Here is a 25,874-nt window from a genome sequence, read left to right on the forward strand (position 1 = left end):
CGGCTCTCTGAAAAGATTATAAACCTTCTACTATTTCCATTCTTCGCTTTGTGTTGATGTCATTTTTTGCAATCATATAGGAGCAAACAGCAATTGTCAATATTATTTTCAGAATATTTCATTCGTTTTATCCGGCGTAAATGAGAAACGCGCCTTTTCTTTTTACGATAAAACGTTTACAATCAAAGGTGAAAATTCCAAAACTGGGAGTGATCCTTTATGGTAGAAGGACTATTCATCACTGCTTCATTGGTAACGCTCGCTTATTTTATCGTCATGGAAATCGCCGATTAAAAAACACCCAAGGCGATTAGCTTTGGGTGTTTAATCATTCAGATTCAGGTTCGAGGACGCCGTAATGAAACAGGGCTGTTTTTCGCCTTTTCACACGGAAGCCGTATGTCTCAAAACGCGGACTTCTCCAGTGGTCTTTCAGGACGACTCTTTTTCTGGCTACCCGCAGTGCTTCACTTACACAGCCGGCAAACGAGAAATCGGTATGCGCCAGTTTTCTTAAAGGGGCGATGCCGTCAGATTCTTTGATTGCTTCATCAAACATTGGATCAAAGTAGACGATATCGGCCGAATCATCAGCAAGCTGTTGAAAATGTTTTAAACTGTCGCCTTGAATAACCTGAATTCTTCTCATCGCTTCGTTTAAAGGTGTGAGATCCGTCTCCCATGTCTCAAGCCCGTTTTCCACCAGAAAGGCCAGAAGCGGGCTTTTTTCAATGCCGCGGACTGTTCCCTTTTCACCTGTCACAAGGCTTGCGATCATCGCATCTGAACCAAGGCCTAGCGTACAATCAAGGAGCGTGTCGCCCGGTTTAAGCTGAGCCGCTTCGATAAACGGATCCGCCTCCCCTTTTAACAACCGCTTGGCGCGGAACATCGCCGAATTCGGATGGAAGAAGAACTTTTCTCCGTCTGCAAAATAAAGCTCAAAACGTTCTTTCCCGACCACAAGAACTTCATCCTGCTCCGTCTCCTGAATGAGTCGGATCGGCCGTTTTCTCCGTTCAGAAAACCGGCCATTGAGCGTCCGGCTGATCTTTTTTGCCGCAGATATGGTGGCTTCATTCGGTCTGTAGCTTGTCGTGACAATCATATGTTCTCCATAAAAAATGCCCTTTTGGAGGGCATTTTAGCAATGTTTTTCAAACGCGTCCGTGATGTTTTTCATAATTTCCGCCATTTCGCGGCCTTCGATTTCTTCACGCGGGATAAAATGGACGACTTCTTTTCCTTTCAGCAAAGCCATAGAAGGAGAAGAAGGCTCAAACCCTTCAAAGTATTCCCGCATTTTCGCCGTAGCTTCACGATCCTGTCCGGCAAACACGGTAACGGTCTCGTCAGGACCGTTTTCGCTTGAGCTGACGGCCTGAACGGCGGCAGGTCTGGCCAGTCCTGCGGCACATCCGCAGACTGAATTGACGACAACGAAAGTCGTGCCTTCGCTGGCCTCCATAAACTGTTCCACTTCTTCTGCTGTCGTGAGCTCTTTAAAACCGGCCTGGACCAATTCCTGACGCATTGGCAGAACGAGCTGACGCATGTATTCTTCATAAGCTGTTGACATATAAAAGCCCCCTCTATAAACCTTTAACTACTGATGTAAAGGATACTATAGAGGGGGGAGAATTTCAAACGTCCGCCGTTAGATTTTCATAATTCCGCCTGTATTGGCAGATGTCACAAGCTTGGAATAGCGGGCGAGATAGCCTGTCTTCACTTTTGGCTCAAAGCCCGGCCAGTTTGCTTTTCTTTTTTCCCATTCTTCATCTGATATTTCAATATTCAAGATCCGCTTTTCGATATCCACGACAATATGGTCGCCGTTTTCTACAAAAGCAAGCGGTCCGCCTTCAGCCGCTTCCGGAGAAACGTGGCCGATCGAAAGCCCCCGCGAAGCTCCGGAAAAGCGGCCGTCCGTGATCAGCGCGACTTTAGGCCCGAGCCCCATGCCGACGATCTGAGAAGTCGGGGCGAGCATTTCAGGCATTCCGGGTCCGCCTTTAGGCCCTTCGTAGCGGATGATGACAACGTCTCCCGCTTTGACTTTGCGGTTGATGATGCCGTCGAGCGCTTCTTCCTGCGAATCAAACACCACAGCAGGACCCTCATGACGGGTGATGCCGTCCTGGACGCCGCCGGTTTTAATGATCGCCCCGTCAGGCGCCAGGTTGCCGAAGAGTACGGCAAGTCCGCCCTGTTCTGAAAACGGCTTGTCGATCGGATGAATGATATCATAGTCCTGCACTTCACATCCGGCAATATTTTCGCCGAGCGTTTTCCCCGTTACTGTCATCGTATCTAAATGGAGTGCGCCTTCTTTTTTAGACAGCTCATTTAAAACCGCTGTCACGCCTCCGGCTGTATGAAGATCTTCAATAAATACATCTGATGCCGGGGCCAGTTTTGATAAATGAGGAACCCTTGCCGCGACCTCATTGATCCGTTCCAGCGAATAGTCAACGCCCGCTTCATTGGCGATCGCCAGCGTATGAAGGATCGTATTGGTCGATCCGCCGAGCGCCATATCGAGCGCAAACGCATTGTCAATCGCTTTTTCCGTGACGATGTCGCGCGGTTTTAAATCCGCCTTGATCAGCTCCATCAGCTGGCGGGCCGATTGTTTGGCAAACTCTCTTCTGTCCGGTGACGTCGCTAAGATGGTGCCGTTGCCCGGCAGTGCGATGCCCAAGGCTTCGGAAAGGCAGTTCATCGAATTGGCTGTGAACATTCCCGAACATGATCCGCATGTCGGACAGCCAAACTGTTCAAGTTCCTCAAGCCCTTTTTCATCGATTTTGCCAGATTGATAGGCGCCGACGCCTTCAAATACAGAAGAAAGCGAGATTTTCCGTCCGTCGCTCGTTCTTCCCGCTTCCATCGGACCTCCGCTGACAAAAACGGTCGGAATATTGATCCGCATCGCTGCCATGATCATCCCCGGGGTGATTTTGTCACAGTTTGGAATACATACCATCCCGTCAAACCAATGAGCGGAAACAACCGTCTCAACGGAATCGGCGATGATTTCCCGGCTCGGAAGGGAGTATCTCATGCCGATATGCCCCATCGCAATCCCGTCATCGACTCCGATCGTATTGAATTCAAACGGCACCCCGCCGGCTTCTCTGATGGCCTCTTTGACGATTTTTCCAAATTCCTGCAAATGGACATGACCCGGTACGATATCAATATATGAGTTGCATACGGCAATAAACGGTTTGCCGAAGTCCTCTTCCTTTACCCCTGCCGCACGAAGCAAGCTGCGGTGCGGTGCTCTGTCGATCCCTTTTTTTATCATGTCACTGCGTAAACCTGTCATGGTGATCCTCCTAAACATTTTTACATTCTTTATTTTCTGAATATTCAGTTTTAAAAACGGTCCATCGGCCGCATCTCCCTCAAGATGGCGGCTTCATTTGTCAATCATTCCCCAATATCAGAACCTCCACATTCCATATGATTGCTAACTACTATATATATTTTCTGTTTGTTTTTCAACAATATTCGAAATATTTTTATAGAAAAAGTCATATTTTTTGACAGAATCCTTGATTTTGTCCCGTCCTCTGTTCGGAACAGGTCATAATGGAATAGTATTCCATTAGAAAAAGGCGCTGGAAACAGCGCCTTTACCCGTTTTCTTTCTTGCGGCTTTCCGTCATTTGTTTCCAGACGGAACCTTTCGCTTCTTCACCGTGTTCAATCCGTTCGATCGCCATTTTGATCTGCAGGCTGACTTCAAACTCCGGATCATTTTCGGCCTCTTTTAAAGCGGGAAGGGCGCTTTCATCGCCGACTTCGTATAAAAACATCGCGGCCCGCCAGCGAACGAGCTTGTTCGGGTCCTTTAACGCTTTTATCATCGCCGGGATGGCTTCAGGGCTGCCGATGTCTGACAGGCAGTCTCCCGCAGTCCTTCTGACGGTGACCGTTTTATCCTCGAGCGCCTTGTATAAAAGCGGAAGAACTTCAGGCGTTTCGATCATACCCAAATAAACGACGGCCAGCCTTCTGATCGATGTTTTCGGATCATGGAGCGCTTTTTCGAGCACAGGAATGTCCTCTTTCTTCGGATCCATTTGTTCCAGGTGGGCATAGCGTTTTTGCCAATCTTCATCATCAAGCATATCAGGTGTGACCTGATAAGATTTTCTTTGCAAGGATTGCCTTTCGCTGCCTTTGTCCTGCGAAGCGACGGCTTCCGTTAGTTTCCGGAGGCGTTCTTCATCATAAGCAGCTTGAAGCTCTTCTGTCACTTCTCGGCCGATTTCGGAGAAATCGCCGAATCTGACGCCTTGTTCCTTCCAGGAACGCTCAAGGACGACATTGCTAGACGCCGTTTTCAGTTTGAGAATCGCCTCCTGAAACCGCTCCGGCAAGCCAAAGCGTTCTTCGCGCTCACCATCGGTCAGCTTGACCTGCATCGGAATTCCGCTGAACATCTGCACAAATACTTTAACCTCGCCGAACGATTCTTTTTCTTGAGCAGCTGAATCGCTTTCTTCCGCTTCCTCCATTCCGAAGGCGGAACGAACGGCCGGGAGAATGTCTTTCCAGTCGAACCGGGCATTCCGCTCAACAGCCAGGAAATCTGCGACATGGTAGACGCCTTTTACCCCGTCTATGTTCAAAATTTGCCGGATGACCGGCGGCGCCCCATCCGCTTGGTCCTTCTTATAGTTATTGCTTTTACCGGCAGGCAGTTCTTCGGTTAAAATCACCTTCATCGTATTTGGACTTGGTGTCGGTTCTATAGATTTGATTTTCATCATCGTCCCCCTCTGTTCAAAGATCCGGGTCTTATTCTACCATAACCCCCGCTCTCGATCTATCAGAGCGGTTTGGCTAAAGGCGGCGCACTCGTTTTTTAGTTCTTTGAGAAAGGCCAGCATCACTTCATGCCGCTGTTTGGCCAGCATCCGGCCCGTTTTTGTGTTCATCAGATCCTTTAGATGAAGAAGCTTCTCATCAAAATGCTTTAGCGCGGAAGGAATGTCGTGTTCTGGCGTTCCATCGCTGTACAGCATGTGGCCTTTTGCTCCGGCATACATGAAAGCCCTGGCGATTCCCACGGCGCCGATGGCGTCGAGACGGTCGGCGTCCTGTACAGACATTCCTTCTTTTGAGAGCTTGACATCTTTATATTTCTCTCTGTCCCTGAACGATATCTTCGTGATGATGCCGATGATTGCGGCCGCAGCTTTTTCTTCTACATTCCAGTCTGCAAAACGGCTGTACAGTTCCTCAAGCGAAACCCGGTGTTCGTCAGACAGCTTCACATCGATTACATCGTGGAGGAGGGCGGCAGCTTCTGTAATAAACAGGTCGGCCCCTTCTTCTTTTGCGATCGCAAGGCTTACGGAGCGCACCCTTTTAATATGGAGCCAATCGTGTCCCGTCCCTTCACCGGCGAGCTTTTCTTTTACCCACTTTGACATTTGGCTGATCTGCTTCCTTTTTTGCTGATTCATCCCAGCCATTTTTGAATGGTCTCTTCCATTTCTTTTGGATTGGTCTGCGGAGAGAAGCGCGCGACGTTTTCCCCTTTTTGATCGACGAGAAACTTCGTAAAATTCCATTTGACTGCTTTCGTTCCGAGCATCCCTTTTGCTTCGTTCGTCAAATGCCGAAACAGCGGATGTGCCTTTTCGCCTTTCACATCCACTTTGGCAAACATCGGAAATGTCACACCGTAATTCATGCTGCAGAATTCTTCTATGTCTTTTTCATCGCCCGGTTCCTGGTTCATGAATTGATTGCTTGGAAACCCCAAAACGACAAGCCCCCTGTCTTTATATGTATCATAGAGATCCTGAAGCTGTTTATATTGCGGTGTGAATCCGCATTTGCTGGCCGTGTTGACGATGAGAAGAACCTTTCCTTCATACGGTTTAAGCGTCGTTTCTTCACCTTTAATCGTTTTGACGCGGATATCATATATCGACATGACGATCCCTCCCTTTTTAAAATAATCCCTTCGCTCTGCCGGTTTCATCGACATCCATCTGCAATGCGGCCGGCTGCTTAGGAAGGCCCGGCATCGTTAAAATGCTTCCCGTCAGCGCGACGATAAAGCCGGCGCCTCTGGACGGTTTTAATTCGCGGACGGTAATGTGAAAATCTTTCGGCCTTCCGGTTTTCGCCGGATCATCTGAGAGGGAGTATTGGGTCTTCGCCACACATACAGGCAACTGTTCCAATCCGTTCTTTTTGATCTCTTCAAGCTGTTTTTTCGCCTTGTCTGTCCATTTTACTCCGCGGGCTCCATAGACGAAGCGTGAAACTTTGTCCAATTTTTCTTCGATCGAATCGGTTAATTCATATAAATAAGAAAACCGATTTTCTTCATTCTCCAACACATGGATGACTTCCTTCGCAAGATCCAGACCGCCTTTTCCGCCCTCTTCCCAGACATTGCAAAGGGCTGCCGGATGTCCGTGATCCCTGCACCAGCTGAGCACGGTATCAAGCTCTTTTTCCGTATCATGAATGAATCTGTTGACGGCGACCACATAAGGGAGTCCGAAGGCGGAAATGGTTTCGATGTGCTTTTCAAGGTTTTCGATCCCTTTTTTCAGCTCATCAATCCCTTCTTTTTTCAGATCTTCGGCAGATTGTCCGCCGTGCATCTTCAGCGCTCTTACCGTGGCGACGATCACAACCGCCCCCGGCGTAAATCCGCCCGCTCTCGTTTTGATATGCATGAATTTTTCCGCACCTAAGTCGGCCCCGAATCCCGCTTCTGTGACCACATAATCGGCAAGCTTTGCCCCCATTTTCGTGGCGATCAGGCTGTTTGCCCCGTGGGCAATGTTTGCAAACGGGCCGCCGTGAACAAGCGCCGGTGTACCTTCGACAGTTTGGACAAGGTTCGGCTTCAGCGCATCTTTCAACAGCAGGGCCAGGGCTCCCTCTACCCCGAGCATTTCGACAGTCACCGGCTTTTGATCGGCCGTATAAGCAACGATCATCGCCGCCAGCCGTCTTTTTAAATCTTCCAGATCTCTGGCCAGGCATAAAACAGCCATGATTTCAGAGGCTACCGTAATGTCAAAGCCGTCTTCACGAGGAAAGCCGTTCGCTTTGCCGCCCAGGCCGATGACCGCTTGCCTGAGCGCCCTGTCATTGAGATCAAGGGTCCTTTTCCAGACGATTTTTCTGATGTCAATGTTTAATTCGTTTCCGTGATGAATATGATTGTCAATGAAAGCGGCCAACGCGTTGTTCGCGCATGTAATCGCGTGCATATCTCCGGTAAAGTGAAGGTTGATGTCCTCCATCGGAAGAACCTGTGAATAGCCCCCGCCGGCTGCACCCCCTTTTAAGCCCATCGTCGGTCCGAGTGACGGTTCCCTCAGCGCAACAATCGATTGCCTGCCCGCCTTCCAGAGCGCCTGGCTTAAACCGACCGTCACCGTCGATTTGCCTTCGCCGGCCGGAGTCGGGTTGATGGACGTCACCAATATGATCCGTCCGTCAGGCTTATCTTTTAAGCGCTCAAAAATGTTTAAAGAAATTTTAGCTTTTGTGTAACCAAAACACTCTATTTCTCCGTCTTCTATAGAGAGTTTCCGAGCGATTTCGGTAATCGGTTTTAATTCGGTGTTTTGAGCGATTTCAATGTCAGATAAATGGGATTTCATAGCAAGAGGAACCTCCTTTTAGGTGATCGCATGATGGATTTCCATAATTTTCACACACTTCTTTTATTGTAACACAATTCACACATTGAAATATCGCCAAAAAGTTCCTATAATGAAGAAAAATCAGCGGAGAAAACCGGAGGTGGCGTGTTGCCTATCAACATTCCTATCGATTTGCCAGCAAAGCGGATTCTTGAAAGTGAAAATATTTTCGTCATGGATGAAAAACGGGCTTTTCATCAGGATATCAGGCCTTTGAATATTGTGATTCTCAATCTGATGCCGCAGAAAATCAAAACGGAGACACAGCTTCTCAGAATGCTCGGAAATTCTCCTTTGCAGGTATATTTCACTTTTTTAATTCCGTCTACACATACGCCAAAAAATACGGCAAGACAGCATTTAGAACAATTTTATACAACATTTGCTGCGATCAAGGACAAAAAATTCGACGGCATGATCATTACCGGGGCGCCGATCGAACATCTCGAATATGAAGAGGTATCGTATTGGGATGAGCTTCAGGAAATTTTGGAATGGAGCAAAACGAATGTCACATCAACGCTGCACATTTGCTGGGGAGCGCAAGCGGGATTGTACCATCATTACGGCATTCGCAAAAGAAAGCTTGCGAAAAAAACATTCGGTGTTTTTGAACACCGAATTTTGGAAAAGAACGAAAGATTGGTCAGAGGATTTGAAGAATTCTACTATGTCCCGCATTCCAGGCATACAGATATAAATATGGATGATCTGAAAGCCGTTCCCCATTTAAAGGTGCTCAGCATATCGGATGAGGCAGGCGTCTGTTTAATTAGTTCAAAAGATGAAAAACAGGTTTTTTTAACTGGACATCCCGAGTATGATACCGATACTCTTAAAGAGGAGTATGAAAGAGACCTAGCCAGAAACTTAAGCATCGATCCGCCCGTCAACTATTTCAAAGACGGACCTGACGGCGCAGTACCGGTCAACCGCTGGAAAGCCCATGCCACCCTTTTGTTCATGAACTGGCTGAACTATTATGTGTACCAGGAAACACCATATGAATGGAAATGAAATTCTCATGCTCTGGTCTGATGCAAGACGTGCAAAATGTGTTAAAATACAGTTGGGCTGCGCTTCCATAAAAGCGTAAGGACATCAATCAGCTTGTTTCGGGATCTTTCCCGGAAGAAGAAAGTCCCAGGAACCAGTGCTTTCCTTTCAAACCAAACTTTAAAAATACCTTAATTCTTGTTCTTCATTTATAATTAAAATAATATTTATGGTATGGTATGATTGGACATTGACTCCTGTTATGTTATGATTTTAGCTCTCGTTGTTTGAATTAATTGAGGTGAATATGTTTGAATACCAACAAAAATATATTAATTTTGACTGCAAATTACGGAAATGGCCATGTTCAAGTAGCCAAAACGCTCTATAAAGAGTGTGAAAGGCTCGGTTTTAAGAATGTAACTGTTTCAAATTTGTATCAGGAATCAAACCCGATTGTCTCTGAAATAACGCAGTATCTCTATCTGAAAAGCTTTTCAATCGGAAAACAGTTTTATCGTCTTTTCTACTATGGCGTCGATAAAATTTACAATAAAAGAAAGTTTAATATCTATTTTAAAATGGGGAATAAACGGCTTGATCAGCTTGTCAAAAAACATCAGCCGGATATCATCATCAATACGTTCCCGATGATTGTCGTGCCTGAATACAGGCGGAGAATGGGAAAAGTCATTCCGACATTCAATGTCATGACGGATTTTTGCCTTCATAAAATCTGGGTCCATGAACATATTGATAAATACTATGTCGCGACAGATTATGTGAAGGAAAAGCTGCTTGAAATCGGCACTCATCCAAATCAAGTCAAAATTACGGGTATTCCGATCCGCAAGCAGTTTGAAGAAGAAATGGACACAAAAGAGGTCTATGCCAAATATCAGCTGTCTCCGGATAAAAAGATCCTTTTGATCATGGCGGGCGCCCACGGCGTTCTTAAAAATGTAAAGGAACTGTGCGAATCCCTGGTGACGAAAGAAGATGTCCAAGTCGTCGTCGTTTGCGGCAAAAACACGCCGTTGAAAACGTCGTTGGAGGAAATTGAAGCGATGCATCCCGACAAGCTGAAAACGCTCGGATATATCGAAAGAATTGACGAGCTGTTCAGAGTCGCCGACTGCATGATCACAAAGCCCGGCGGCATTACGCTTACGGAAGCGACAGCCATCGGCGTACCGGTCATCTTGTACAAACCGGTCCCCGGACAGGAAAAAGAAAACGCCCTGTTCTTCGAAGACAGAGGCGCCGCCATCGTCGTCAACCGGCATGAGGAGATTCTCGAATCCGTATCCTCCCTTTTGGCGGACGAACAGAGATTAAACGAAATGAAGCAAAATATCAAAAGCCTGCACTTATCCAATTCATCTGAAGTCATTTTGACTGATATTGTTGAGCAGTCTGAAATCATTATAAACAAAAAGCAGGCTGTCGGGGCTCTTTCATAATCCCGCTCAAGAAAAAAACACTTGTTTTTAGCAAGTGTTTTTTTCTTGGCTGCCTAAGACTCTGAATAGTACACTTCTTCAAACGGCTGAACGACGACAAAGCCGCTTCCGGAAAACTTCATTTGAACCGATTCTCCGCTCCCTCTGCCGATGAATGTTTTTAACGATACATCTGTCACGAATTCAGGCTGAAGGCCGCCCGACCATGCAACAGTTGCGTTTGGATCGGTATAGACCGGGCTGTCGGGTGTAACGATCAAAGTCAGCGGTTCATAATGGCTTGTGATCGCCGCCATCCCCGTTCCTTCCAATTTGACGTTGAACAGCCCGCCGGCCAGAACACCTGAGATCTTTTTCATAAGTTTGATATCCCAATTGATCGCCGGCTCAAATGCCAAAAGATCATTTCCATTCACAAAAATGGAGTCGTCATGCAAATTCAAAATTGATATCTTTTTTCCCTGATCGGCAAGATACAGTTTGCCGTCTCCTTCCGCTTTCATCAGTGAAGTGCCTTCCCCGCTGAATACTTTTTTCATCATGCGGCCAAGGCCATGCTCAAAGACACCTTCGCGTTCGAACTTGATTTTTCCCCTGTAGGAGACCATTGAACCGGCCTTCGCCCACACTCTTCCATCAAGGTTGACTTCGAGAAGGCGCGGTGTTTCCAGTTCAAACAGCCCCTCCCCTTTGTCCTCCTGCCTTGTTTGCGCCACAAACTCATCGATCGAATAACGATTCATACGAAAAACACTCCTCTTCATTTTCGGTGATATCAAGCTTTCTTATATACGGATGGACCTTTAGTTTGTTTCATTTTTAATATGGGGAAAATGGGCGTGAATAGCCATAAATTGAAAACGATTTCAATAAAATCCCTTAAAAAATCATAAAAGTTTATTTTTTTCTCTTGACAGCTTGACGCGCCTTTACAGATAGTGTATAGTGAAACCATCATTTAGCAGAACACGTTAGATGATGAAAATTTTTTTTAGCACTTTGTGCTACAGTACTAGGAGGATTAAGCAATATGCAAAACGGTAAAGTAAAATGGTTTAACAATGAAAAAGGCTTCGGCTTCATCGAAGTTGAAGGCGGAGACGATGTATTCGTTCATTTCACTGCAATCGAAGGTGAAGGATACAAATCTCTAGAAGAAGGACAAGAAGTTTCTTTCGAAATCGTTGAAGGTAATCGTGGACCTCAAGCATCTAACGTTGTGAAGCTATAAGCGAATCAAGACAAAATGAAACTTCAAATAAGAGGAGAGGCTGTATAAGCCTCTCCTATTTAATTTTCAGCTGAATTTCAATGGCCAGGATGTTTTGCTTCAGCCTCTGCTCAATTTCCTCGATGTTTTTCTCCAGAGAAGGCCGGCCTTTTTTCGCGATATCCACAAGCTGTTCCAGATCTTTATATACCTCCACAAATGTCTTGTGAAGAACGGTTTGCAATTCACTACGTTCCACTTTTACAGGCTCCTTTTTTGACTAAGATACCTAAATTAGTAATATAGACTTATATTTTTCAGGTTCAATAGTTATATCGGATTAATTTTATGATATTTTTTCTTTTTTGGCACATAAAAATGCTTCTTTTTTTAAAAAATAAAGCCGGAGGTGTTTGATCATGAAATCAGAGCGTCACGATGATATCAATACAGGGTTCAATCAGCGAAAGCAGCTTGAATTAGCTGTGGAAACCGCGCAAAGAACAACGGGGATGGCGACTAGGCAAAACAGCTCCACCCTGCTGAAATCGGCTTATCAATCAATTGAAGACGCAAGAAAACTGTCACAGTCTGAAGAATTGTCCGCTTTGGATGAGGATTTTTTACATCAGCAGCTGGCGATATTAAATAACTGTGAACACCAGCTTGACGAAGCACAGCATTAAAAACAAAAAAACCGCCATAAAGCGGTTTTTTTCTGTCAGTTTTTATTTGTCAGCTCTTCTCCATATGTACGGAGCTTTTCGCCGACTGTGCATTTTGAAATGCAGAATGCATGTGCATACGTTTTACCGTATTCTTTTCTGAAATGTTTTTTGATAAAACACCCATCACAATACGTATCATGCAAATGGGCGAGTTCTTTAAAAATCTCCTTCTTATCCAAGGCTTTCATCTCCGTTATTGATCTAATTTCGTGCAGCTTTCCACCATGGTATGCTCAAGCATTTTTTTTGCAAGCTGATCCGCTTCCTTATTGTCTTTGCGGCTGATTTGCATATAGGTCGGTGTGAGCTTTAAGCGATTGAGCTGTTTTTCGATTCTGTCCAGCCACTTCGAGTGAACCGGATCATAGCATGGCCAATTTCCTTCGAGCTGATTCAGCACGACAAGCGAGTCCCCTTTGATGACGACGGAATTCCGGCTTGCGCCAAGATCTCTCAGCTCGTTTACGGCTTCATAGAGAGCTGCATACTCCGCCTCGTTGTTTGTCGTCAGCCGGAAGCTTTTATTTTTTCTGATCCGATACCTCTCCCCGCCGAGGGAATAGTATATCACGATGCCCAAACCGGCAAGCTGGCTCTCTTTGTCATAGCTCCCGTCAAAAAACACCGTGATGTCATCCGGTTCGTGCGCAAGCTCTTCTTTTAGCTTTTCGAGCTCTTTCAGCGTCCAGAAGCTTCCCTTTTCGTCCTCAAATTCGAGTTCTTTGACATACGAATATTGAGAAAGCTGGCGGCCGAGCGTTACAGCATCATTTGTCTCAATCCATTCGTCAGCCGTAAATGAAACGGATGGCGATGCTTTCAATTTTATTTTCATACATGCTCTAAGTTTCACAAAATCACCTTTATTCAAATCTTGGCTTGTTATGCTATAATCAAAACAGTTTATTTTAGAAAGGAAGTACCTGTTCTTGTATAACGATTTGCTTTGGATTGGTTTTGCAATCATTCATTTTATCATTGTTCTCTTTTTTTTCAAACGATTTGGCAAAATCGGCTTATTTGTCTGGATCGGATTTGCGACAGCTGCGGCGAATATCGAAGTCACAAAAACAGTCGAACTGTTCGGCCTGACAGCAACGCTCGGCAATATCTTGTACGGCAGCGTGTTTTTTGCGACAGATGTGATCAATGAAAGATATGGCAAAGAAGAAGCGAAAAAAGCCGTTTCACTTGGCTTTTTCATCCTGATCAGCCTGACCGCCGTCATGCAGGGGGCACTGCTTTTCAAGCCGCATCCGTCTGATATCGCACAGCCGGCGCTTGAGACGATTTTCGGATTTCTGCCGCGCGTTGCGCTTGGAAGCCTGCTTGCGTATATCATCAGCCAAACCCTTGATGTTTATGTATATTCGGGGATCAGAAGGTTATTTCCTTCCGATCGCGCCTTATGGCTGCGCAATAGCGGGAGCACCGCCGTCAGCCAGCTTCTCGATACATTGATTTTTACGAGCGTCGCTTTTATCGGCACATATCCTGTTGGTGTCTGGGTGGAGATTTTTATCACCACATATGTGTTAAAATTTGTCGTCGCCCTTTTGGCAGCGCCTTACGCATATGCCGCCAAAAAGATCACCCCTCTGGATGAAAGGAGTGAAACCGATGCCGGTTGAGGTATATATTGACGGAGCAAGCGCCGGCGATCCGGGCCTTTCCGGACTTGGCATCTTTATTAAAAACGGGGCACAGTCTGAATCATTTTCTCTGCCCGCCGGCCGATTAAGCAATCACGAAGCGGAATTTTCGGCTCTGATCGAAGGGATGAAGCTTTGCGCCGAAAGGCAGTACCCGATTGTTTCGTTTCGAACAGACTCTGAGATCGTTGAGCGTGCAGCGGATTTGGAATTTGTCAAGAACGAGGCATTCAAGCCTTACCTTGATGAAATTCTCCGTCTGAAGAAAGCTTTCGATTTGTTTTTTATTAAATGGATCCCTTCCAAAGACAATCAGACGGCTGACAAATTGGCGAAACAAGCGATTTTGCTCAATTCCGAGTAAAAGCGGCTTTTTTTGCGCATCATAGTCCTTGAGGTGGTTCAAGTGGATAAACAACAGCCTGCCGGAAAAGGCCGTCTGACCGGCGGAGTTACGCCGCAGGGAGACATTGTCACAAACCGGCATAACCAGCACACAGATCCAAAAACCGAGCTTGAAAACAGGGCGAAAAAAAGCAATACAAAACATTAGAGAGATCGATTGTTTAACCGATCTCTCTTTTTTCCATTTTTATAAGCAGTGGTTCAATGCCCCTGATCTGATGCATTCTCAGCATGTCCCTGGCCTTGTCAAGCGACAGCGAAAAGTCGGCATCTTCCAATGAACACGACAGCGGCACATCGCATTTGATTTCAGCGAGTATTTTAGACAGTTTGAGGTCTTCAAGGCTTTCGGCGATTTTCTTCTGCTGGCTTTTTGTCAGCTGATCGAGGTTTTCAAGCATCTTTTCCACGGTTGAATACTCCCTGATCAGCTTGTAAGCCGTTTTTTCGCCGATTCCTTTGACACCGGGATAATTGTCGCTAGCATCCCCCATCAGCGCTTTAACATCGATCAGAGCATTCGGCTCGATGCCTGTTTCTTCAACAAATGTATCTTTTGTATACACTTTGTAGTTGCCGATCCCTTTTTGCATCAATGCGACTTTGACAGTGCCAGCCAAAAGCTGCAGCAAGTCTTTATCTCCCGTGAGGATGGTGATATCCGCTTTTTCGCGGAACAGCGCTGACAGCGTGCCGATACAGTCATCCGCTTCAAACCCCGCGAGGCCAATGTTTAAAACACCCAGCTCTGCTGCGGCTTCCTTTGCCAGGTCAAACTGGGGAACCAATTCAAGCGGCGGCTCGCCGCGATTTGCTTTATAATCCTTAAATAAATCATTGCGGTATGTTTTGCTCCCCATATCCCAGCAGCAGACGACATGGCTCGGTTGAAACGCCTCCACCGCCGTCAGCATATGCTTTAAAAAGCCGTGAACCCCGTTTGTGGGAATTCCTTTATCATTCATCATAAAATTCCGGTGTACCGCCGTTGCGAAGAACGACCGGAATAAGAGCGCCATCCCGTCAATAAGCAGCAGCTTCTTCGTCATCACTTTAAAACTTCCTTTCACTATACAATGCACCTATTGTACCACAGGAGCAAAAATGATCAAAACAGCGCCCAAGGACGCTGTTTTGATTGGTTATTCCTGATGGTTTTTCTTGTTTGAGATCATCTTCGCGGCTTCCATTTGCGCATAAGAATCAGAAGAAAACTCGGTATTAAAACCGTTTTTCTTTTTAGCGTTATTGTTGCGCTGCGCATTTGCATTGCCGAGCTTTGTTCTTCCCATTAACCTTCACCTCCAGCGGGCGGCTTGGATCTATTTTTTGCAATAAATCGAAAGCGCACTCGCGGAAGGATCAACCAGCTATGCGCGCGCGCTTTTACGGCTGACATATTCCTCGATCATTTCTTTGGTTACAAGCCGCCTTTCCGGGACGATGCCCTTCTTGGACAGTTCGTTCATTTTCGCCGTAATGTGATTGATGTTCTCGGTGGAAAACGGTTCATGTCGTTCACACTTGATCACGGCTTCCTCTATCGCTTTTTCTCTTTCCTGTTCGAGAAGAATGAACGCCTTGATATGCTGGTGCTGTTTTTTGGAATGTGCTGTAATCGCTTTATGGACGTCTGTCATCGGTTTATCCCCTTCTCTTTTTATTTAGTCTATCATGCTTTCTTTCATGTATCCACATTCAAATTGGCTATGAATCGATCCCGGAGAGCCATTCACCCGCTGACGTATAGGCCTTTTCGATTTTGTCCCTGTCACCGCTTTCTAAAGGTTCGTGGAAATACGTTTCTTTTTGCTCGCTGATCTGCGTGAAAGCGGCCTGAACAGCAGCCTCCTCCAGATGGCGCGCGCTTTTTTCGGCGCGGCTGAAAAAAGCCTGTTTTTGCTCTTCAACCCAGTCGGCTGTTATCTCGGAAAGCTTTGAGGTGAGCGCTTCGATCAGCCTCGCTTTTCCATTTTGCTGAAAAAATGACTTCGGTGCTTTGAATGGTTTCAGCTCATCTTTAAACAATCCCTCATCTGCCGGAGGCTCCGCCCATTCTGCGCTGTTGCCTTCCGGAGACTCTGGGGCGATATGAACGGAAAAGTATGGATTGTCCGCTATTCTCTGCTTGATGGCCGCAATCCACTGCTTGTCGGTGATGCTGATCATCTCCTGCTCCAGCCGAATGTCGAGGGCTTTCAGTTCCTGCACGCATTCAAACGCATACTCCTTCAAACAGCTTTTCAAAGCTTTTTGCAGATTGTGCAGCCAACTCCCGTTTTGCAGGCCGGGATGAATCGCTGCTTTGAACAAATCATGCGCATAAAAAGACAGGCGCTGCTTCATATAATAAAATTGCTCTTCGATATCTTTTTCGATCATCTGAAAAACGGCGGACCCTTTTTCGACCTCGGCTATCGCTGTGCATGCGGCTTCATAGGCCTTCGCGATTCGCTTTTTCTCGGCTTCCGCTTCTTGTGCGGAGCGATGGAGAGAGCGGCGGAGCTGAATCACTGTCTCGCACAGCTTTTTGCCTTCATATATCAGCTGATCGACGGCCGCTTTTGTCAAGCCGTTTTCAATAAAATCGTCGAGCGCTTTTTTCAAGAAGCCGAAATCGTTAAACGACGAGGATTGACCGCTCAGTTCCTGTTTGCTTGAGACGTGATAGAAATGCGGATGCTGAATCCCTTCTTTCAGAAGCTCTCCCCTCACATATTCTTCGACTGTCCTCAATTCTTGCGAGCTTTCAGCCAGATCTGCCGCGTTTAAAATAAAGAACATTTTATCCAAGCTGAAAGCGTCTTTGATTAATCCAAGCTTTCGCAAAAACGACCGGTCCGCTTTGGAAAACGCATGCTGGTAATATGTGAGGTAAAGGAGGGCGTCAGCATCTTTCATATACTGAAAAGCGAGCTCAGTATGCCGCTTGTTGACGCTATTGGCCCCTGGCGTGTCGACAATCGTGATTCCTTTATCGGTGACAGGTGTGTGCAAATAGACGGTCACTTCCCGCACGACGCAGGCCGTTTCCTCTTCAGCCACATAGGGCTTTAGCTCGCCTGAGGCAATCGTTAATATATCCTGGCTTATGATAAAGTCGCGGAATCGTTGATACGCCTTGGCAAAATGTTCTGTGATGAGACGTTCATCATCATCGAGCTTGCCTTTTTTCAATAGGTGCTCAAGCTTTTCCGCAAGAGTGCCTCTTTTTAGAGCGGATATTTTCCCATCTAAAAGCTGATCCAGTTCGGCGGCGATTTCCGCTTCTGTTTTAAAGGATACATCAGCCGTCCCGTCTTGTTTGGCTCCCTTCGGTTTTGTGATTTTATTGATCGTTGCCGTTGTCGGCGTCGGAGAGGACGGGAGCACTTTTTGGCCGCAGAGCGCGTTGGCAAAAGAGGATTTGCCTGAACTGAAAGCGCCGAAAAGCGCCAATGTGAACTGTCTTGACTGAAGCCGCTCCGTTTTTTGCAAAAATGCCTCCCTCTGCTTTTGTAAAATCGGGATGCCTTCTAGATGACGGGCGAGCTCTGCAAATTTTTCCATGTATTCTGAAACGTTCATTTTTTGTATCTGTGTCTTTTCCGCAATGTCTGTTTTTTGGGAAATTCCGCTGTCACAAGGCGCGGCGGTCGCAAATGAATCTAGCACCGCCGCTTTTTCGGCCGCGTACCAGCCGCCTTGATCGGTGCCGTCTCCTCCGTTTTCCCACAGCTCCCAAAGACGTTTTGCCTTTTGATATGATTGCTGCTGCTGCTTCAGCCGTTCTTCTAATGCGGCGAGCTTCGCTTTTTCTTCTTCATATTTGCCTGTTGCCACCTCCATGGCCCGCATTTCGTTTTGCTCCAGCAAGCTTCTAAACTGATCAATGAGCGGCTGGGCGCTCCGTTTTGCCTCTCTTCTGATGTTTTCAGCCAGATCCTTTGTATAGTTCAGCACATATTCAGACGTCAGTGAAGCCCCTTTTTTCAGCGAACGGAGCAAGTGGTCTTCACCTATGTCTGTCGTGAACTGCAAAGTTTGCTGCAGCAAATCATCGCTCTTAACCTCATAGCGGTTCATGTACGTTTTCAACACTTCTATGATGTGCCAGTCGATTTCAGCCTGGACCCTATTTTGGACGTCTGAAAGAAAGGCTTTTTTGCGCTTTTGTTTTTCTTCAAGCGTTTTCGTTTTGCTGAAAATAAACCCTTTTTTAAAGCCTTTATCGGTTGATTCCAAATAGGATGCTGCAAGCTCCCTCATATGAAATGGGGTTACATTCGCATTTTGAATGATGGTTTGGATTTCTTTTCTGATTTGTTCCTCCGCCTGTAGACGTTGATCTGCGGATTTGGCCAGCTGCTCATTCAGCGACTCGACTATGTTGGCCTGGGAAGCGGTTTCTTCGGCAAGGGATGAGTCCTCATCAGTGATGAGCATCTCAGCATGCTCATTCATTAAACGGACCACTTTTTGCTCGGTATAGGAATCCAATTGTTGTCCAGCCTGATGCTGCAGGCGCTTCATCACGTCACGCAGCCGCTTGAATTCATTAAGAGGGTGTTCAATATCTGTTACCGATGTAAAAAAGAGATGATCCTCGCCGATTCCCTCTTTCTTCAGCATGTTAAGGACCTCATGTTTATAGCTGGCGAAATCCGTTTCTGTTTCATCGTGACGGTCAACTTGGTTGACGATAAAGTAGATGTTCGGAATTTTTTCTTTTATTGAACGAAGAAAATTGATGTTTTCCTCAGAGTGGACGTGATTGTAATGAACGACATAAAACAGTGCATCGGCCTGATGAAGAATCGAAGAGGCCGACAGAAAATGGGCGTCATCTGTTGAATCAATTCCGGGCGTGTCAATCAGGACGGCGTGAGGCTCGAGTCCGGAAAACGGCCCCTCGATTTCCACCATTTCAATTTGGCTGCCATCCTTGCAGTAGGCCTGCACTTTTTGTTTGTCATAAGCGCCCTTTAGCTCGGCGTATTTCCCATCGGTCGTGTGGAGCGCGGTTTTCAATTCTCCCCGGCGGACGAGGACGAGATTCGCGCTTGTCGGAATCGGACTGGTCGGCAAAACGTCTTCCTGAAGCAGCGCGTTGACCAAAGACGATTTTCCCGCCGAATAGTGGCCGGTTAAAGCGATGTAAACTTCTCTTTTTAGCCATTTTCGGATGATGCCCGCAAGCTGTGCCGCCCGCTTGTGATCTCCGTTTTTCTTCAGCTCGCTGAAAACAGCTCCGGCTCTTTTCGCCAGATCGTCTTTTATGTTGATGTGTGCCATGATTCTTACCCCTTTTATGCTTTGTTGTTAGCCACCTTAGCCCTTTTCCCCCATTTTACACAACATTTGTGTACTTTTGTTCACATTTTGCAAGAAAACATAAAAAAAGCCGCCGTTACAGCAGCTTTGCTTTATTTTATGCGGAGCGCTTGGCTATCCCCTTTAAGACAAACCCGATCAATAAGCTGTATGTACTCACAGCTGCCAGAAGAAAAAACATCGTCATAATCGCTCACCATCCTGTAATGAGAATGTTTTTCATTATTATACACGAGGTGAGAATCATTTTCAATGGCATAATTCTTTCAGCGCCCTTTCTTCGGCACGGATGCGGATCAACATCAAGACGGCATTTGAAACCGTGAATATTACTGCGGTTAAATACGCCTGAAACAGCAAGGGAAGGAGAAGCAATTCAAGGGCTACAGCCACATAATTCGGATGTCTGATCCACCGGTACGGACCTTTTCGAATAAGATCCGTTCTTGGGATGATGAGAATTTTTGTGTTCCAGCACTTTCCTAAAGAAAACAGTGACCAGTAGCGAAGCACCTGAACGAGGACAAGCCCCGCCAAAATGAGCGCTGCAGATGGTGCGGTTCCGCGCTGAAAAATGATATGTTCCCAAATCAAAGAAATGAAAAAGAGGACATGCATGGCGACGATATACGGATAGTGGTACTTGCCGTATTCGACAGCCCCCCGCTTGAACGCGTATTTTTCATTGCGCTTTGCAACCGCAAGCTCAATCAGCCGCTGGCCGATAAAGATGATCACAATCGTCCAAAACATGTCAACCACTCTCTTTTTGCGTCCATTCTATCAGGAGAAGTTCTGAAGAGAAGCCCGGACCCAGCGCTCCCATAAGACCGTATGTTCCTGATGGGAGGGTGTTGTTTAGCATATACTCTTTGAGACAATACAAAACGGTTGCCGAAGACATATTGCCGTGCTTCGCCAAAATCTTCCGTGAGCTTTCAAGGTGTTTTTCAGAAAAACCCAGACTTTCTATATAGGCATCAAGCACTTTTTTTCCGCCCGGATGAGCTAAAAACACCTCGATGTCGCGAAAACCGACATGCTTCTGCTTGAGAAAGGCTTCTACATCCGTCTTAAAATGGGTCTTGATCAAGGACGGAATATCCCGGGAAAAAACGACTTGAAAACCACTGTTTGCAATCTCCCAGCCCATCACATCTTCAGTGTGTTTTAAAGTGACCGATTGTGAACCCCGCACTTCCGGAAGCGTGTGAAGCTTGGAGAAAGCGGTCTCCGCTTTTGTTCCGCACATTAAAACAGCGGCAATTCCATCGCCGAATAGCGATGTGCCGATGAGATTGCTTTTCGTTTTATCCTGTACTTGAAATGTCAAACTGCACAGCTCCGCCGCGATGACGAGGACATGGGCCTTCGGAAAGGCTTTGCAGTACTCAAATGCACGGGCAATGCCTGATGCTCCTCCCGCACACCCGAGCCCCCAGATCGGAATGCGCTTCGTCCGATTTGAAAAGGGAAGAATGTTCATGAGTCTCGCTTCTATGCTGGGAGTTGAAATGCCGGTTGACGACACAAAAAAAACCGCTTCAATGTTTTCAAAAGGGCATTCATCTGTAAGAAACCGCTCATCGGTTAAGCACTTTGTGACGGCATCGGCACTGTGCTGAAGAGCCGTCTCTATGTACGCCTGATTTTTTTCCCTGAAGCTCTTTTCTTCTTTATACCATTCCAAAGGCATGACAAACTGCCTTGACTCGATTTCTCCATTTTTGAATGAAGCGAGCAGGCGATCAATGTCTTTAAAAGAATGTTTGAACATCTCCTTGGCAAATCGTGCGGCCTCTTCCTGATCCACATGAAAACGGGGAATGCTTGTTCCCGCCGATACGATATAGGCCATAGCACCACCTCTACCCTACAGCGTCTCCCAAAAAAAAATCTGTATGCAATCCTCATCTGGCTGACTCAAAAAAATAAGCCATCAGCACCTCGTCTTCAAAAATTCCGTTTGCCAAAATTTGTTCCTTTTGCACACCCTCGATGATGAATCCGCTTTTTTTATATAATGCAAGCGCCGCTTCATTTGAAGGAAACACAGTCAGACACAGCTTATGGAGCGAATGGCGCCTGCACCAATCGAGTGTGTAGGACATGATTTTTTTGCCGATTCCAAGCCCCTGTGCCCTGCTGTGAAGCCATGTTCTGAACAGGCCGGTGTGCTTTTTCATCTGAAGTTCGCCGCGGATGACTCGGGCGATTCCATACACCTTTCCGTCCATTTCCACAGCCGCATACATATTATCCTTTTCTCTCATCTCATGGATAAAAGCCGTTTCTTCCTCAAGCGTCCGCGGACGCTCCTTTTGAATGTAGACGCCGGAATTCATCACATCCGCGACCGCTTCAATGATATCTCCCGCATCTTCCGGGCGGACGGGGCGGATCACTGCCTCTTTGCCGTCTTTTGTCCAGATGTGTTCGACATGCTCTTTCTCTGTACCCATCGGATAAGCCCCCCTTTTATACCGATAGTATGTCTTTTGACAGAACAAAAAAACCTCACGAATCGTGAGGTTTTAAACGGCGGATTTTTCGCCTGCTACCGTATCATGGCGCTCAATCGGACGGGAGAACGGGCGGATATGAAAGATCATATTCAATAAAATGGCGGTGAAACTTCCTGCGACAATCCCGTTTTCTGTCAAAAGCTTAAGCGCATCCGGAAGGTTTTGAAACATTTGCGGCACGACTGTCACGCCAAGGCCGATTCCGACTGAGCAGGCAACGATCAAAAGGTTCTCCTGTTTAGCAAAATCAACTCTGCTCAGCATCTTAATGCCGTAGGCGATGACCATGCCGAACATCGCCACCATAGCGCCGCCGAGCACCGGTTTTGGGATAATGGTCGTCAGGGCCGCGGCTTTCGGAAACAGGCCCAAAAGAATGAGAAATCCGCCTGCCAGAGCAATGACACTGTTCTTTTTGACGCCTGTCAGCTGAACGAGCCCGACGTTTTGCGAATAAGCCGTATAAGGAAAGGCATTGAAAATCCCGCCGAATAAAACGGCAATCCCTTCTGCTCGATATCCTTTTGCTAAATCTTTTTCCGACAGCTTTCTATCCGTCAAATCACCCAATGCAAAGTAAACGCCTGTCGACTCGACAAGGCTGACGATTAATACAAGGGTCATCGTGATGATTGGTGTGATTTCAAACACGGGAGTGCCGAAATAAAAAGGATGAATCATCTGCATCCAGCCCGCGTTCGCCACTTCAGTAAATTCGACCTTCCCCATCAGGCTTGCTGCAGCTGTTCCGACAATGAGTCCGATCAAAATGGAAATCGATTTTAAAAACCCTTTTGTAAAACGGTATAAAAGGATAATCACCAAAAGAACCGAAAAGGCCAAAGCAAGATTTGACAGAGCGCCGAAGTCACTGCTGTTTTCTCCTCCAGCCATGTTGTTCATGGCAGCGGGAATCAGCGTAATACCGATCACCGTCACGACAGATCCGGTGACAACCGGAGGGAAAAACCGGACCAGCTTTCCGAAGAAAAAGGAAAGGATGATGATGATCACACCTCCGGCTATAATGCTCCCGTAGATGGCGGGAATCCCGTATTTTCCGGCAATCGCAATCATCGGAGAAACAGCCGTGAACGTACAACCCAGCACGACTGGCAAACCGATACCGAAAAAGCGGTTTTTCCAGACTTGAAGCAATGTCGCCACCCCGCACATCAGAATATCGGCAGATACAAGGTAAGTGAGCTGCGCCGGAGTCAATCCGAGGGCATCTCCGACAATAAGCGGAACCACAACAGCTCCCGCATACATGGCGAGGACATGCTGAATACTTAGTGAAACGGCTTTACCGGCTGTGAGTTTCATGAACGAACCTCCTGTAAAAAGGTGACTTTACCGCCTGCAAGCGAGGCGATTCTTGCCAGTGACTCGACCCTGATTCCAAGTCCATCCAGTTCTTTTCTTCCGCTTTGAAATGATTTTTCGATCACGATTCCGATGCCGCTGACCTGTGCACCGGCTTGTTCGATGATGGAGACGAGCCCTTTTGCGGCTTGTCCGTTTGCCAAAAAGTCGTCAATGACAAGAACTTTATCATCTTTTGACAGATGGCTGGCCGATACGGCAATCGTGCTTTCTGTTTTCTTCGTAAATGAATAGACAGAAGCCGTCAGCAGATTTTCCGTCAATGTGAGGGATTGCCGCTTTCTTGCAAAAACGACCGGTACGCCAAGCTTCAACCCCGTCATGACGGCAGGTGCGATTCCAGAAGATTCGATCGTGACAATTTTCGTAATTCCTTCGCTTTGAAAAAGAGAAGCGAACTCTTCGCCGACGGCGAGCATGAGCGCCGGATCAATTTGATGATTTAAAAAAGCATCAACCTTCAGCACATCATCTGATAAAACAGTGCCTTGCTCTCTAATTTTTCGTTTTAGCTGTTCCATGAATAAACCCTCCGTTTATTGAAATGCCCTTTAACAAAAAAAGCATTGCCTGCTCAGTTCGACATACTGAGCGGGCAATGCTAAAAAAGACGAAAACCGTCTGCTGCATCAAGACGTTCGTTTACATGCGCCCACTCATAGTCGGACATTTACGGTGTCCGGTAGAAACTTGCGTGCCATATCCACGCGATTATACGAGTGATATAATGTATCAAATTATAACAACTTTCGCCCGGATTGGGAAGACTAAAACAAAAAATAACGAACCCGCAAGGTAAATTCAGAGGGAATCGTTCGTATTTAACAGAAAATTCAGACCTAAAAACCCTCCCGATACACCGGGAGGGTTTTTTTCGATTACAAATACAAGCTCGTGTATTTTTCTTCCAAGTAGCGGATTAAATAGCGGACGTTCAGTTCTTCGCCTGTCGCTGACTTTATCATATCAAGCGGTTTTTTTCTTTTGCCGTGGATATGGACGTGATCGGTCAGCCACTGTCTGATCGGCTGAAGATCGCCGTTTTCAATAAGCATGTCGAATTCCGGAAGATCTTTCAGCATGCTTGATTTCAGCTGCGCGGCATACATATAGCCGAGCGCGTATGAAGGGAAATAGCCGAAGTCTCCGCCGGACCAATGGACATCCTGCAAGATTCCCTTGGCATCGTCAGGCGGTGTAATCCCAAGATATGCTTCATATTTGTCGTTCCAAAGCTTTGGAAGATCCTCGACAGATGCTTCACCGCTGAAAATCGCCTTTTCAATTTCGTAGCGAATCATGATATGAAGCGGATATGTCAGCTCATCGGCATCGACCCGGATGAGTGAAGGCTTTGATTCATTAACCGCTCTGTAAAATCCTTCGGCTGTGACATCTGCAAATTGTTCGGGACAGACATCTTTGATTGTATTGAAATACCGTTTCCAGAAGCCTTGATGTCTGCCGATGAAGTTTTCGTAAAACAGAGATTGCGATTCGTGGATTCCCATTGAGGCCCCGTCTGCCAAATTGGTCCCGCTTAATGCTTCATCGATATTTTGTTCATAGATGGCGTGCCCGCACTCGTGAACCGTTCCAAAAACCGCTGAGCGTAAATCGGATTCGTTAAAGGCTGTCGTGACCCGGGCGTCCCCGCGGCTGATCGTCACCTGGAACGGATGAACCGTCTCATCAAGCCGTCCGGCATCAAAATCATACCCGAGCTCCCTTAAAAAGAAGTTGCATAGTTCGCGCTGCTTTTCTTTTGGAAAATGCTGATGCACAAAGCTTGTATCCGGTTTTTTCGGGCTTTGGGCGATCTTTTGGACGAGCGGTACGATCGCCTCGCGCAATTCGGCAAAAAGGCTGTCCAGCGCCTCCACGGTAACCCCCGGCTCATACAAATCCAAAAGCGCATTATAAGGATGCCCTTCATACCCCCAATATGTAATAAACCGTTTTTTAAAGTCGATGATCTTCTCCAAATAAGGGGCGAACAGCGAATAATCAGAGGCTTTTTTCGCTTTTTCCCAGACCGATTCCGCTTTGGATGTCAGCGTGGTATATTCTTTGAATTCGTCTTCGGGAATGTTGCAGTTTAGATCATACTCCTTTTTGGCTTCTTCAACCGCTTTCTGCGTATCAAACGGCAAGCTGTTTTTTTGAGCCCATAATTGATCCAGGAGCTCCTTCATCCGCTTTGATGTTTTCATTTGAAAAACATCGGCGGACAGCTGGCCGATCGCTTCAGCCCGGTGCTCTTCCCCCTTTTTCGGCGCACCGGTTCTCATATCCCAGTACATGACATTAATCGCTTGTTCATACTGGCTGATTTTTTTCAATGTGTCTAAAAATTCTTTTTCGTATGTATTGATGCTCATCATACCATCCTCCTCTTCCCATTGATGTTGATGAATTGTAATCAGACTAATGGAAATATTTACGAAAGTCAACTTTTTTGCAGTCGGCCGCAAAAAAAAGAAAAGCGAAAAAACC

Annotated in this window: 28 protein-coding genes, 1 pseudogene, 1 riboswitch and 1 other annotated feature (1 of these 31 cut by a window edge); of the genes and pseudogenes, 7 read left to right on the forward strand and 22 right to left on the reverse strand. The window is 46.5% G+C overall.

Going from position 1 to position 25,874, the window contains the following annotated elements; all coding sequences use genetic code 11:
* Positions 1–53 (reverse strand) — a binding site (T-box leader); it reaches 190 nt to the left of the window's first position.
* Between the two features lie 275 nt (positions 54–328).
* The 7 genes from P3X63_RS11960 to P3X63_RS11990 form a co-directional block, all read right to left on the reverse strand.
* On the reverse strand, positions 329–1,108 hold the full coding sequence (locus P3X63_RS11960; protein ID WP_077736598.1) for a class I SAM-dependent methyltransferase: 780 nt from the start codon (positions 1,106–1,108) through the stop codon (positions 329–331).
* Positions 1,109–1,144: 36 nt separating this feature from the next.
* On the reverse strand, positions 1,145–1,579 hold the full coding sequence (locus P3X63_RS11965; protein WP_026587538.1) for a BrxA/BrxB family bacilliredoxin: 435 nt from the start codon (positions 1,577–1,579) through the stop codon (positions 1,145–1,147).
* A gap of 78 nt (positions 1,580–1,657) precedes the next feature.
* The gene (ilvD, locus tag P3X63_RS11970) at positions 1,658–3,334 is read right to left on the reverse strand and encodes a dihydroxy-acid dehydratase (RefSeq protein ID WP_026587539.1); all 1,677 of its coding nucleotides are present in this window, start codon (positions 3,332–3,334) and stop codon (positions 1,658–1,660) included.
* 310 nt (positions 3,335–3,644) lie between these two features.
* Positions 3,645–4,784 carry a conserved virulence factor C family protein gene (locus tag P3X63_RS11975; protein WP_026587540.1) on the reverse strand — a complete coding sequence of 380 codons (1,140 nt, stop codon included), beginning with the start codon at positions 4,782–4,784 and terminating at the stop codon, positions 3,645–3,647.
* Positions 4,785–4,820: 36 nt separating this feature from the next.
* Positions 4,821–5,495, reverse strand: a complete 675-nt coding sequence (locus P3X63_RS11980; protein WP_277690828.1) for an HD domain-containing protein — start codon at positions 5,493–5,495, stop codon at positions 4,821–4,823.
* The gene (locus P3X63_RS11985) at positions 5,483–5,962 is read right to left on the reverse strand and encodes a glutathione peroxidase (RefSeq protein WP_026587542.1); all 480 of its coding nucleotides are present in this window, start codon (positions 5,960–5,962) and stop codon (positions 5,483–5,485) included. The genes P3X63_RS11980 and P3X63_RS11985 overlap by 13 nt, the downstream gene beginning before the upstream one ends.
* Positions 5,963–5,978: 16 nt before the next feature.
* Positions 5,979–7,658, reverse strand: coding sequence for a formate--tetrahydrofolate ligase (locus P3X63_RS11990; protein WP_026587543.1), 1,680 nt, complete (start codon positions 7,656–7,658; stop codon positions 5,979–5,981).
* Between the two features lie 150 nt (positions 7,659–7,808).
* Here P3X63_RS11990 and metA point away from each other — a divergent pair, with 150 nt between their 5' ends.
* A complete protein-coding gene (metA, locus tag P3X63_RS11995) occupies positions 7,809–8,717 on the forward strand; it encodes a homoserine O-acetyltransferase MetA (protein ID WP_026587544.1) in 909 nt (302 codons plus the stop codon).
* A 290-nt stretch (positions 8,718–9,007) separates the two neighbouring features.
* On the forward strand, positions 9,008–10,159 hold the full coding sequence (locus P3X63_RS12000) for a diglucosyl diacylglycerol synthase (RefSeq protein ID WP_026587545.1): 1,152 nt from the start codon (positions 9,008–9,010) through the stop codon (positions 10,157–10,159).
* Positions 10,160–10,212: 53 nt separating this feature from the next.
* Here the strand turns inward: P3X63_RS12000 and P3X63_RS12005 are convergent, their stop codons facing one another.
* On the reverse strand, positions 10,213–10,902 hold the full coding sequence (locus tag P3X63_RS12005) for an AIM24 family protein (protein ID WP_026587546.1): 690 nt from the start codon (positions 10,900–10,902) through the stop codon (positions 10,213–10,215).
* 287 nt (positions 10,903–11,189) lie between these two features.
* Between P3X63_RS12005 and cspD the strand changes: the two genes are divergently transcribed.
* A complete protein-coding gene (gene cspD, locus P3X63_RS12010; protein WP_003153604.1) occupies positions 11,190–11,390 on the forward strand; it encodes a cold-shock protein CspD in 201 nt (66 codons plus the stop codon).
* 55 nt (positions 11,391–11,445) lie between these two features.
* On the opposite strand, the gene P3X63_RS12015 is transcribed toward cspD, so the two are convergent.
* Positions 11,446–11,628 (reverse strand): hypothetical protein, encoded by a 183-nt coding sequence (locus P3X63_RS12015; RefSeq protein WP_077736596.1) that lies wholly within the window; start codon positions 11,626–11,628, stop codon positions 11,446–11,448.
* A 160-nt stretch (positions 11,629–11,788) separates the two neighbouring features.
* On the opposite strand from P3X63_RS12015, the gene P3X63_RS12020 reads away from it, so the two are divergent.
* Positions 11,789–12,055, forward strand: coding sequence for a DUF2564 family protein (locus tag P3X63_RS12020; RefSeq protein ID WP_026587548.1), 267 nt, complete (start codon positions 11,789–11,791; stop codon positions 12,053–12,055).
* Between the two features lie 35 nt (positions 12,056–12,090).
* Here P3X63_RS12020 and P3X63_RS12025 read toward each other — a convergent pair whose 3' ends face one another.
* The gene (locus tag P3X63_RS12025; RefSeq protein WP_026587549.1) at positions 12,091–12,276 is read right to left on the reverse strand and encodes a zinc-finger domain-containing protein; all 186 of its coding nucleotides are present in this window, start codon (positions 12,274–12,276) and stop codon (positions 12,091–12,093) included.
* Positions 12,269–12,950, reverse strand: a pseudogene (locus tag P3X63_RS12030) (reverse transcriptase-like protein). Before P3X63_RS12030 ends, P3X63_RS12025 begins: the two are co-directional and overlap by 8 nt.
* Before the next feature lie 76 nt (positions 12,951–13,026).
* Between P3X63_RS12030 and P3X63_RS12035 the strand changes: the two are divergent.
* From P3X63_RS12035 to sspL, 3 genes are read left to right on the forward strand one after another with little or no spacing between them, the layout of a single operon-like run.
* A complete protein-coding gene (locus tag P3X63_RS12035; RefSeq protein WP_026587551.1) occupies positions 13,027–13,728 on the forward strand; it encodes a queuosine precursor transporter in 702 nt (233 codons plus the stop codon).
* Entirely contained in the window at positions 13,718–14,113 is a 396-nt protein-coding gene (locus tag P3X63_RS12040) for a reverse transcriptase-like protein (RefSeq protein WP_026587552.1), read from the forward strand. The genes P3X63_RS12035 and P3X63_RS12040 overlap by 11 nt, the downstream gene beginning before the upstream one ends.
* Before the next feature lie 42 nt (positions 14,114–14,155).
* Complete coding sequence (gene sspL, locus P3X63_RS12045) at positions 14,156–14,302, forward strand: small, acid-soluble spore protein L (protein ID WP_026587553.1); 147 nt, start codon at positions 14,156–14,158, stop codon at positions 14,300–14,302.
* 13 nt (positions 14,303–14,315) lie between these two features.
* On the opposite strand, the gene P3X63_RS12050 is transcribed toward sspL, so the two are convergent.
* The 11 genes from P3X63_RS12050 to P3X63_RS12100 form a co-directional block, all read right to left on the reverse strand.
* Positions 14,316–15,203, reverse strand: coding sequence for a 5'-3' exonuclease (locus tag P3X63_RS12050; protein ID WP_026587554.1), 888 nt, complete (start codon positions 15,201–15,203; stop codon positions 14,316–14,318).
* A gap of 93 nt (positions 15,204–15,296) precedes the next feature.
* Positions 15,297–15,446, reverse strand: a complete 150-nt coding sequence (locus P3X63_RS12055) for a hypothetical protein (RefSeq protein WP_179115717.1) — start codon at positions 15,444–15,446, stop codon at positions 15,297–15,299.
* A 78-nt stretch (positions 15,447–15,524) separates the two neighbouring features.
* Positions 15,525–15,794 carry a YpbS family protein gene (locus P3X63_RS12060; protein WP_277690841.1) on the reverse strand — a complete coding sequence of 90 codons (270 nt, stop codon included), beginning with the start codon at positions 15,792–15,794 and terminating at the stop codon, positions 15,525–15,527.
* A 67-nt stretch (positions 15,795–15,861) separates the two neighbouring features.
* A complete protein-coding gene (dynA, locus tag P3X63_RS12065) occupies positions 15,862–19,428 on the reverse strand; it encodes a dynamin GTPase (protein WP_277690843.1) in 3,567 nt (1,188 codons plus the stop codon).
* 136 nt (positions 19,429–19,564) lie between these two features.
* A complete protein-coding gene (fbpC, locus tag P3X63_RS12070; protein WP_035428152.1) occupies positions 19,565–19,654 on the reverse strand; it encodes a Fur-regulated basic protein FbpC in 90 nt (29 codons plus the stop codon).
* 62 nt (positions 19,655–19,716) lie between these two features.
* The gene (locus tag P3X63_RS12075) at positions 19,717–20,220 is read right to left on the reverse strand and encodes an isoprenylcysteine carboxyl methyltransferase family protein (RefSeq protein WP_026587557.1); all 504 of its coding nucleotides are present in this window, start codon (positions 20,218–20,220) and stop codon (positions 19,717–19,719) included.
* A 1-nt stretch (position 20,221) separates the two neighbouring features.
* On the reverse strand, positions 20,222–21,325 hold the full coding sequence (locus P3X63_RS12080; protein ID WP_277690848.1) for a type III polyketide synthase: 1,104 nt from the start codon (positions 21,323–21,325) through the stop codon (positions 20,222–20,224).
* Between the two features lie 52 nt (positions 21,326–21,377).
* Positions 21,378–21,929, reverse strand: a complete 552-nt coding sequence (locus P3X63_RS12085) for a GNAT family N-acetyltransferase (RefSeq protein ID WP_277690851.1) — start codon at positions 21,927–21,929, stop codon at positions 21,378–21,380.
* 72 nt (positions 21,930–22,001) lie between these two features.
* Positions 22,002–23,318, reverse strand: a complete 1,317-nt coding sequence (locus tag P3X63_RS12090) for a nucleobase:cation symporter-2 family protein (RefSeq protein ID WP_077736590.1) — start codon at positions 23,316–23,318, stop codon at positions 22,002–22,004.
* The gene (locus P3X63_RS12095; RefSeq protein WP_026587561.1) at positions 23,315–23,899 is read right to left on the reverse strand and encodes a xanthine phosphoribosyltransferase; all 585 of its coding nucleotides are present in this window, start codon (positions 23,897–23,899) and stop codon (positions 23,315–23,317) included. Before P3X63_RS12095 ends, P3X63_RS12090 begins: the two co-directional genes overlap by 4 nt.
* Before the next feature lie 118 nt (positions 23,900–24,017).
* Positions 24,018–24,117, reverse strand: a riboswitch (purine riboswitch).
* Between the two features lie 139 nt (positions 24,118–24,256).
* Positions 24,257–25,759 carry a carboxypeptidase M32 gene (locus tag P3X63_RS12100; protein ID WP_179115716.1) on the reverse strand — a complete coding sequence of 501 codons (1,503 nt, stop codon included), beginning with the start codon at positions 25,757–25,759 and terminating at the stop codon, positions 24,257–24,259.
* Positions 25,760–25,874: the final 115 nt, after the last annotated feature.

It is taken from the genome of Bacillus sp. HSf4 (assembly GCF_029537375.1).
GTDB classification, from domain to species: domain Bacteria; phylum Bacillota; class Bacilli; order Bacillales; family Bacillaceae; genus Bacillus; species Bacillus sonorensis_A.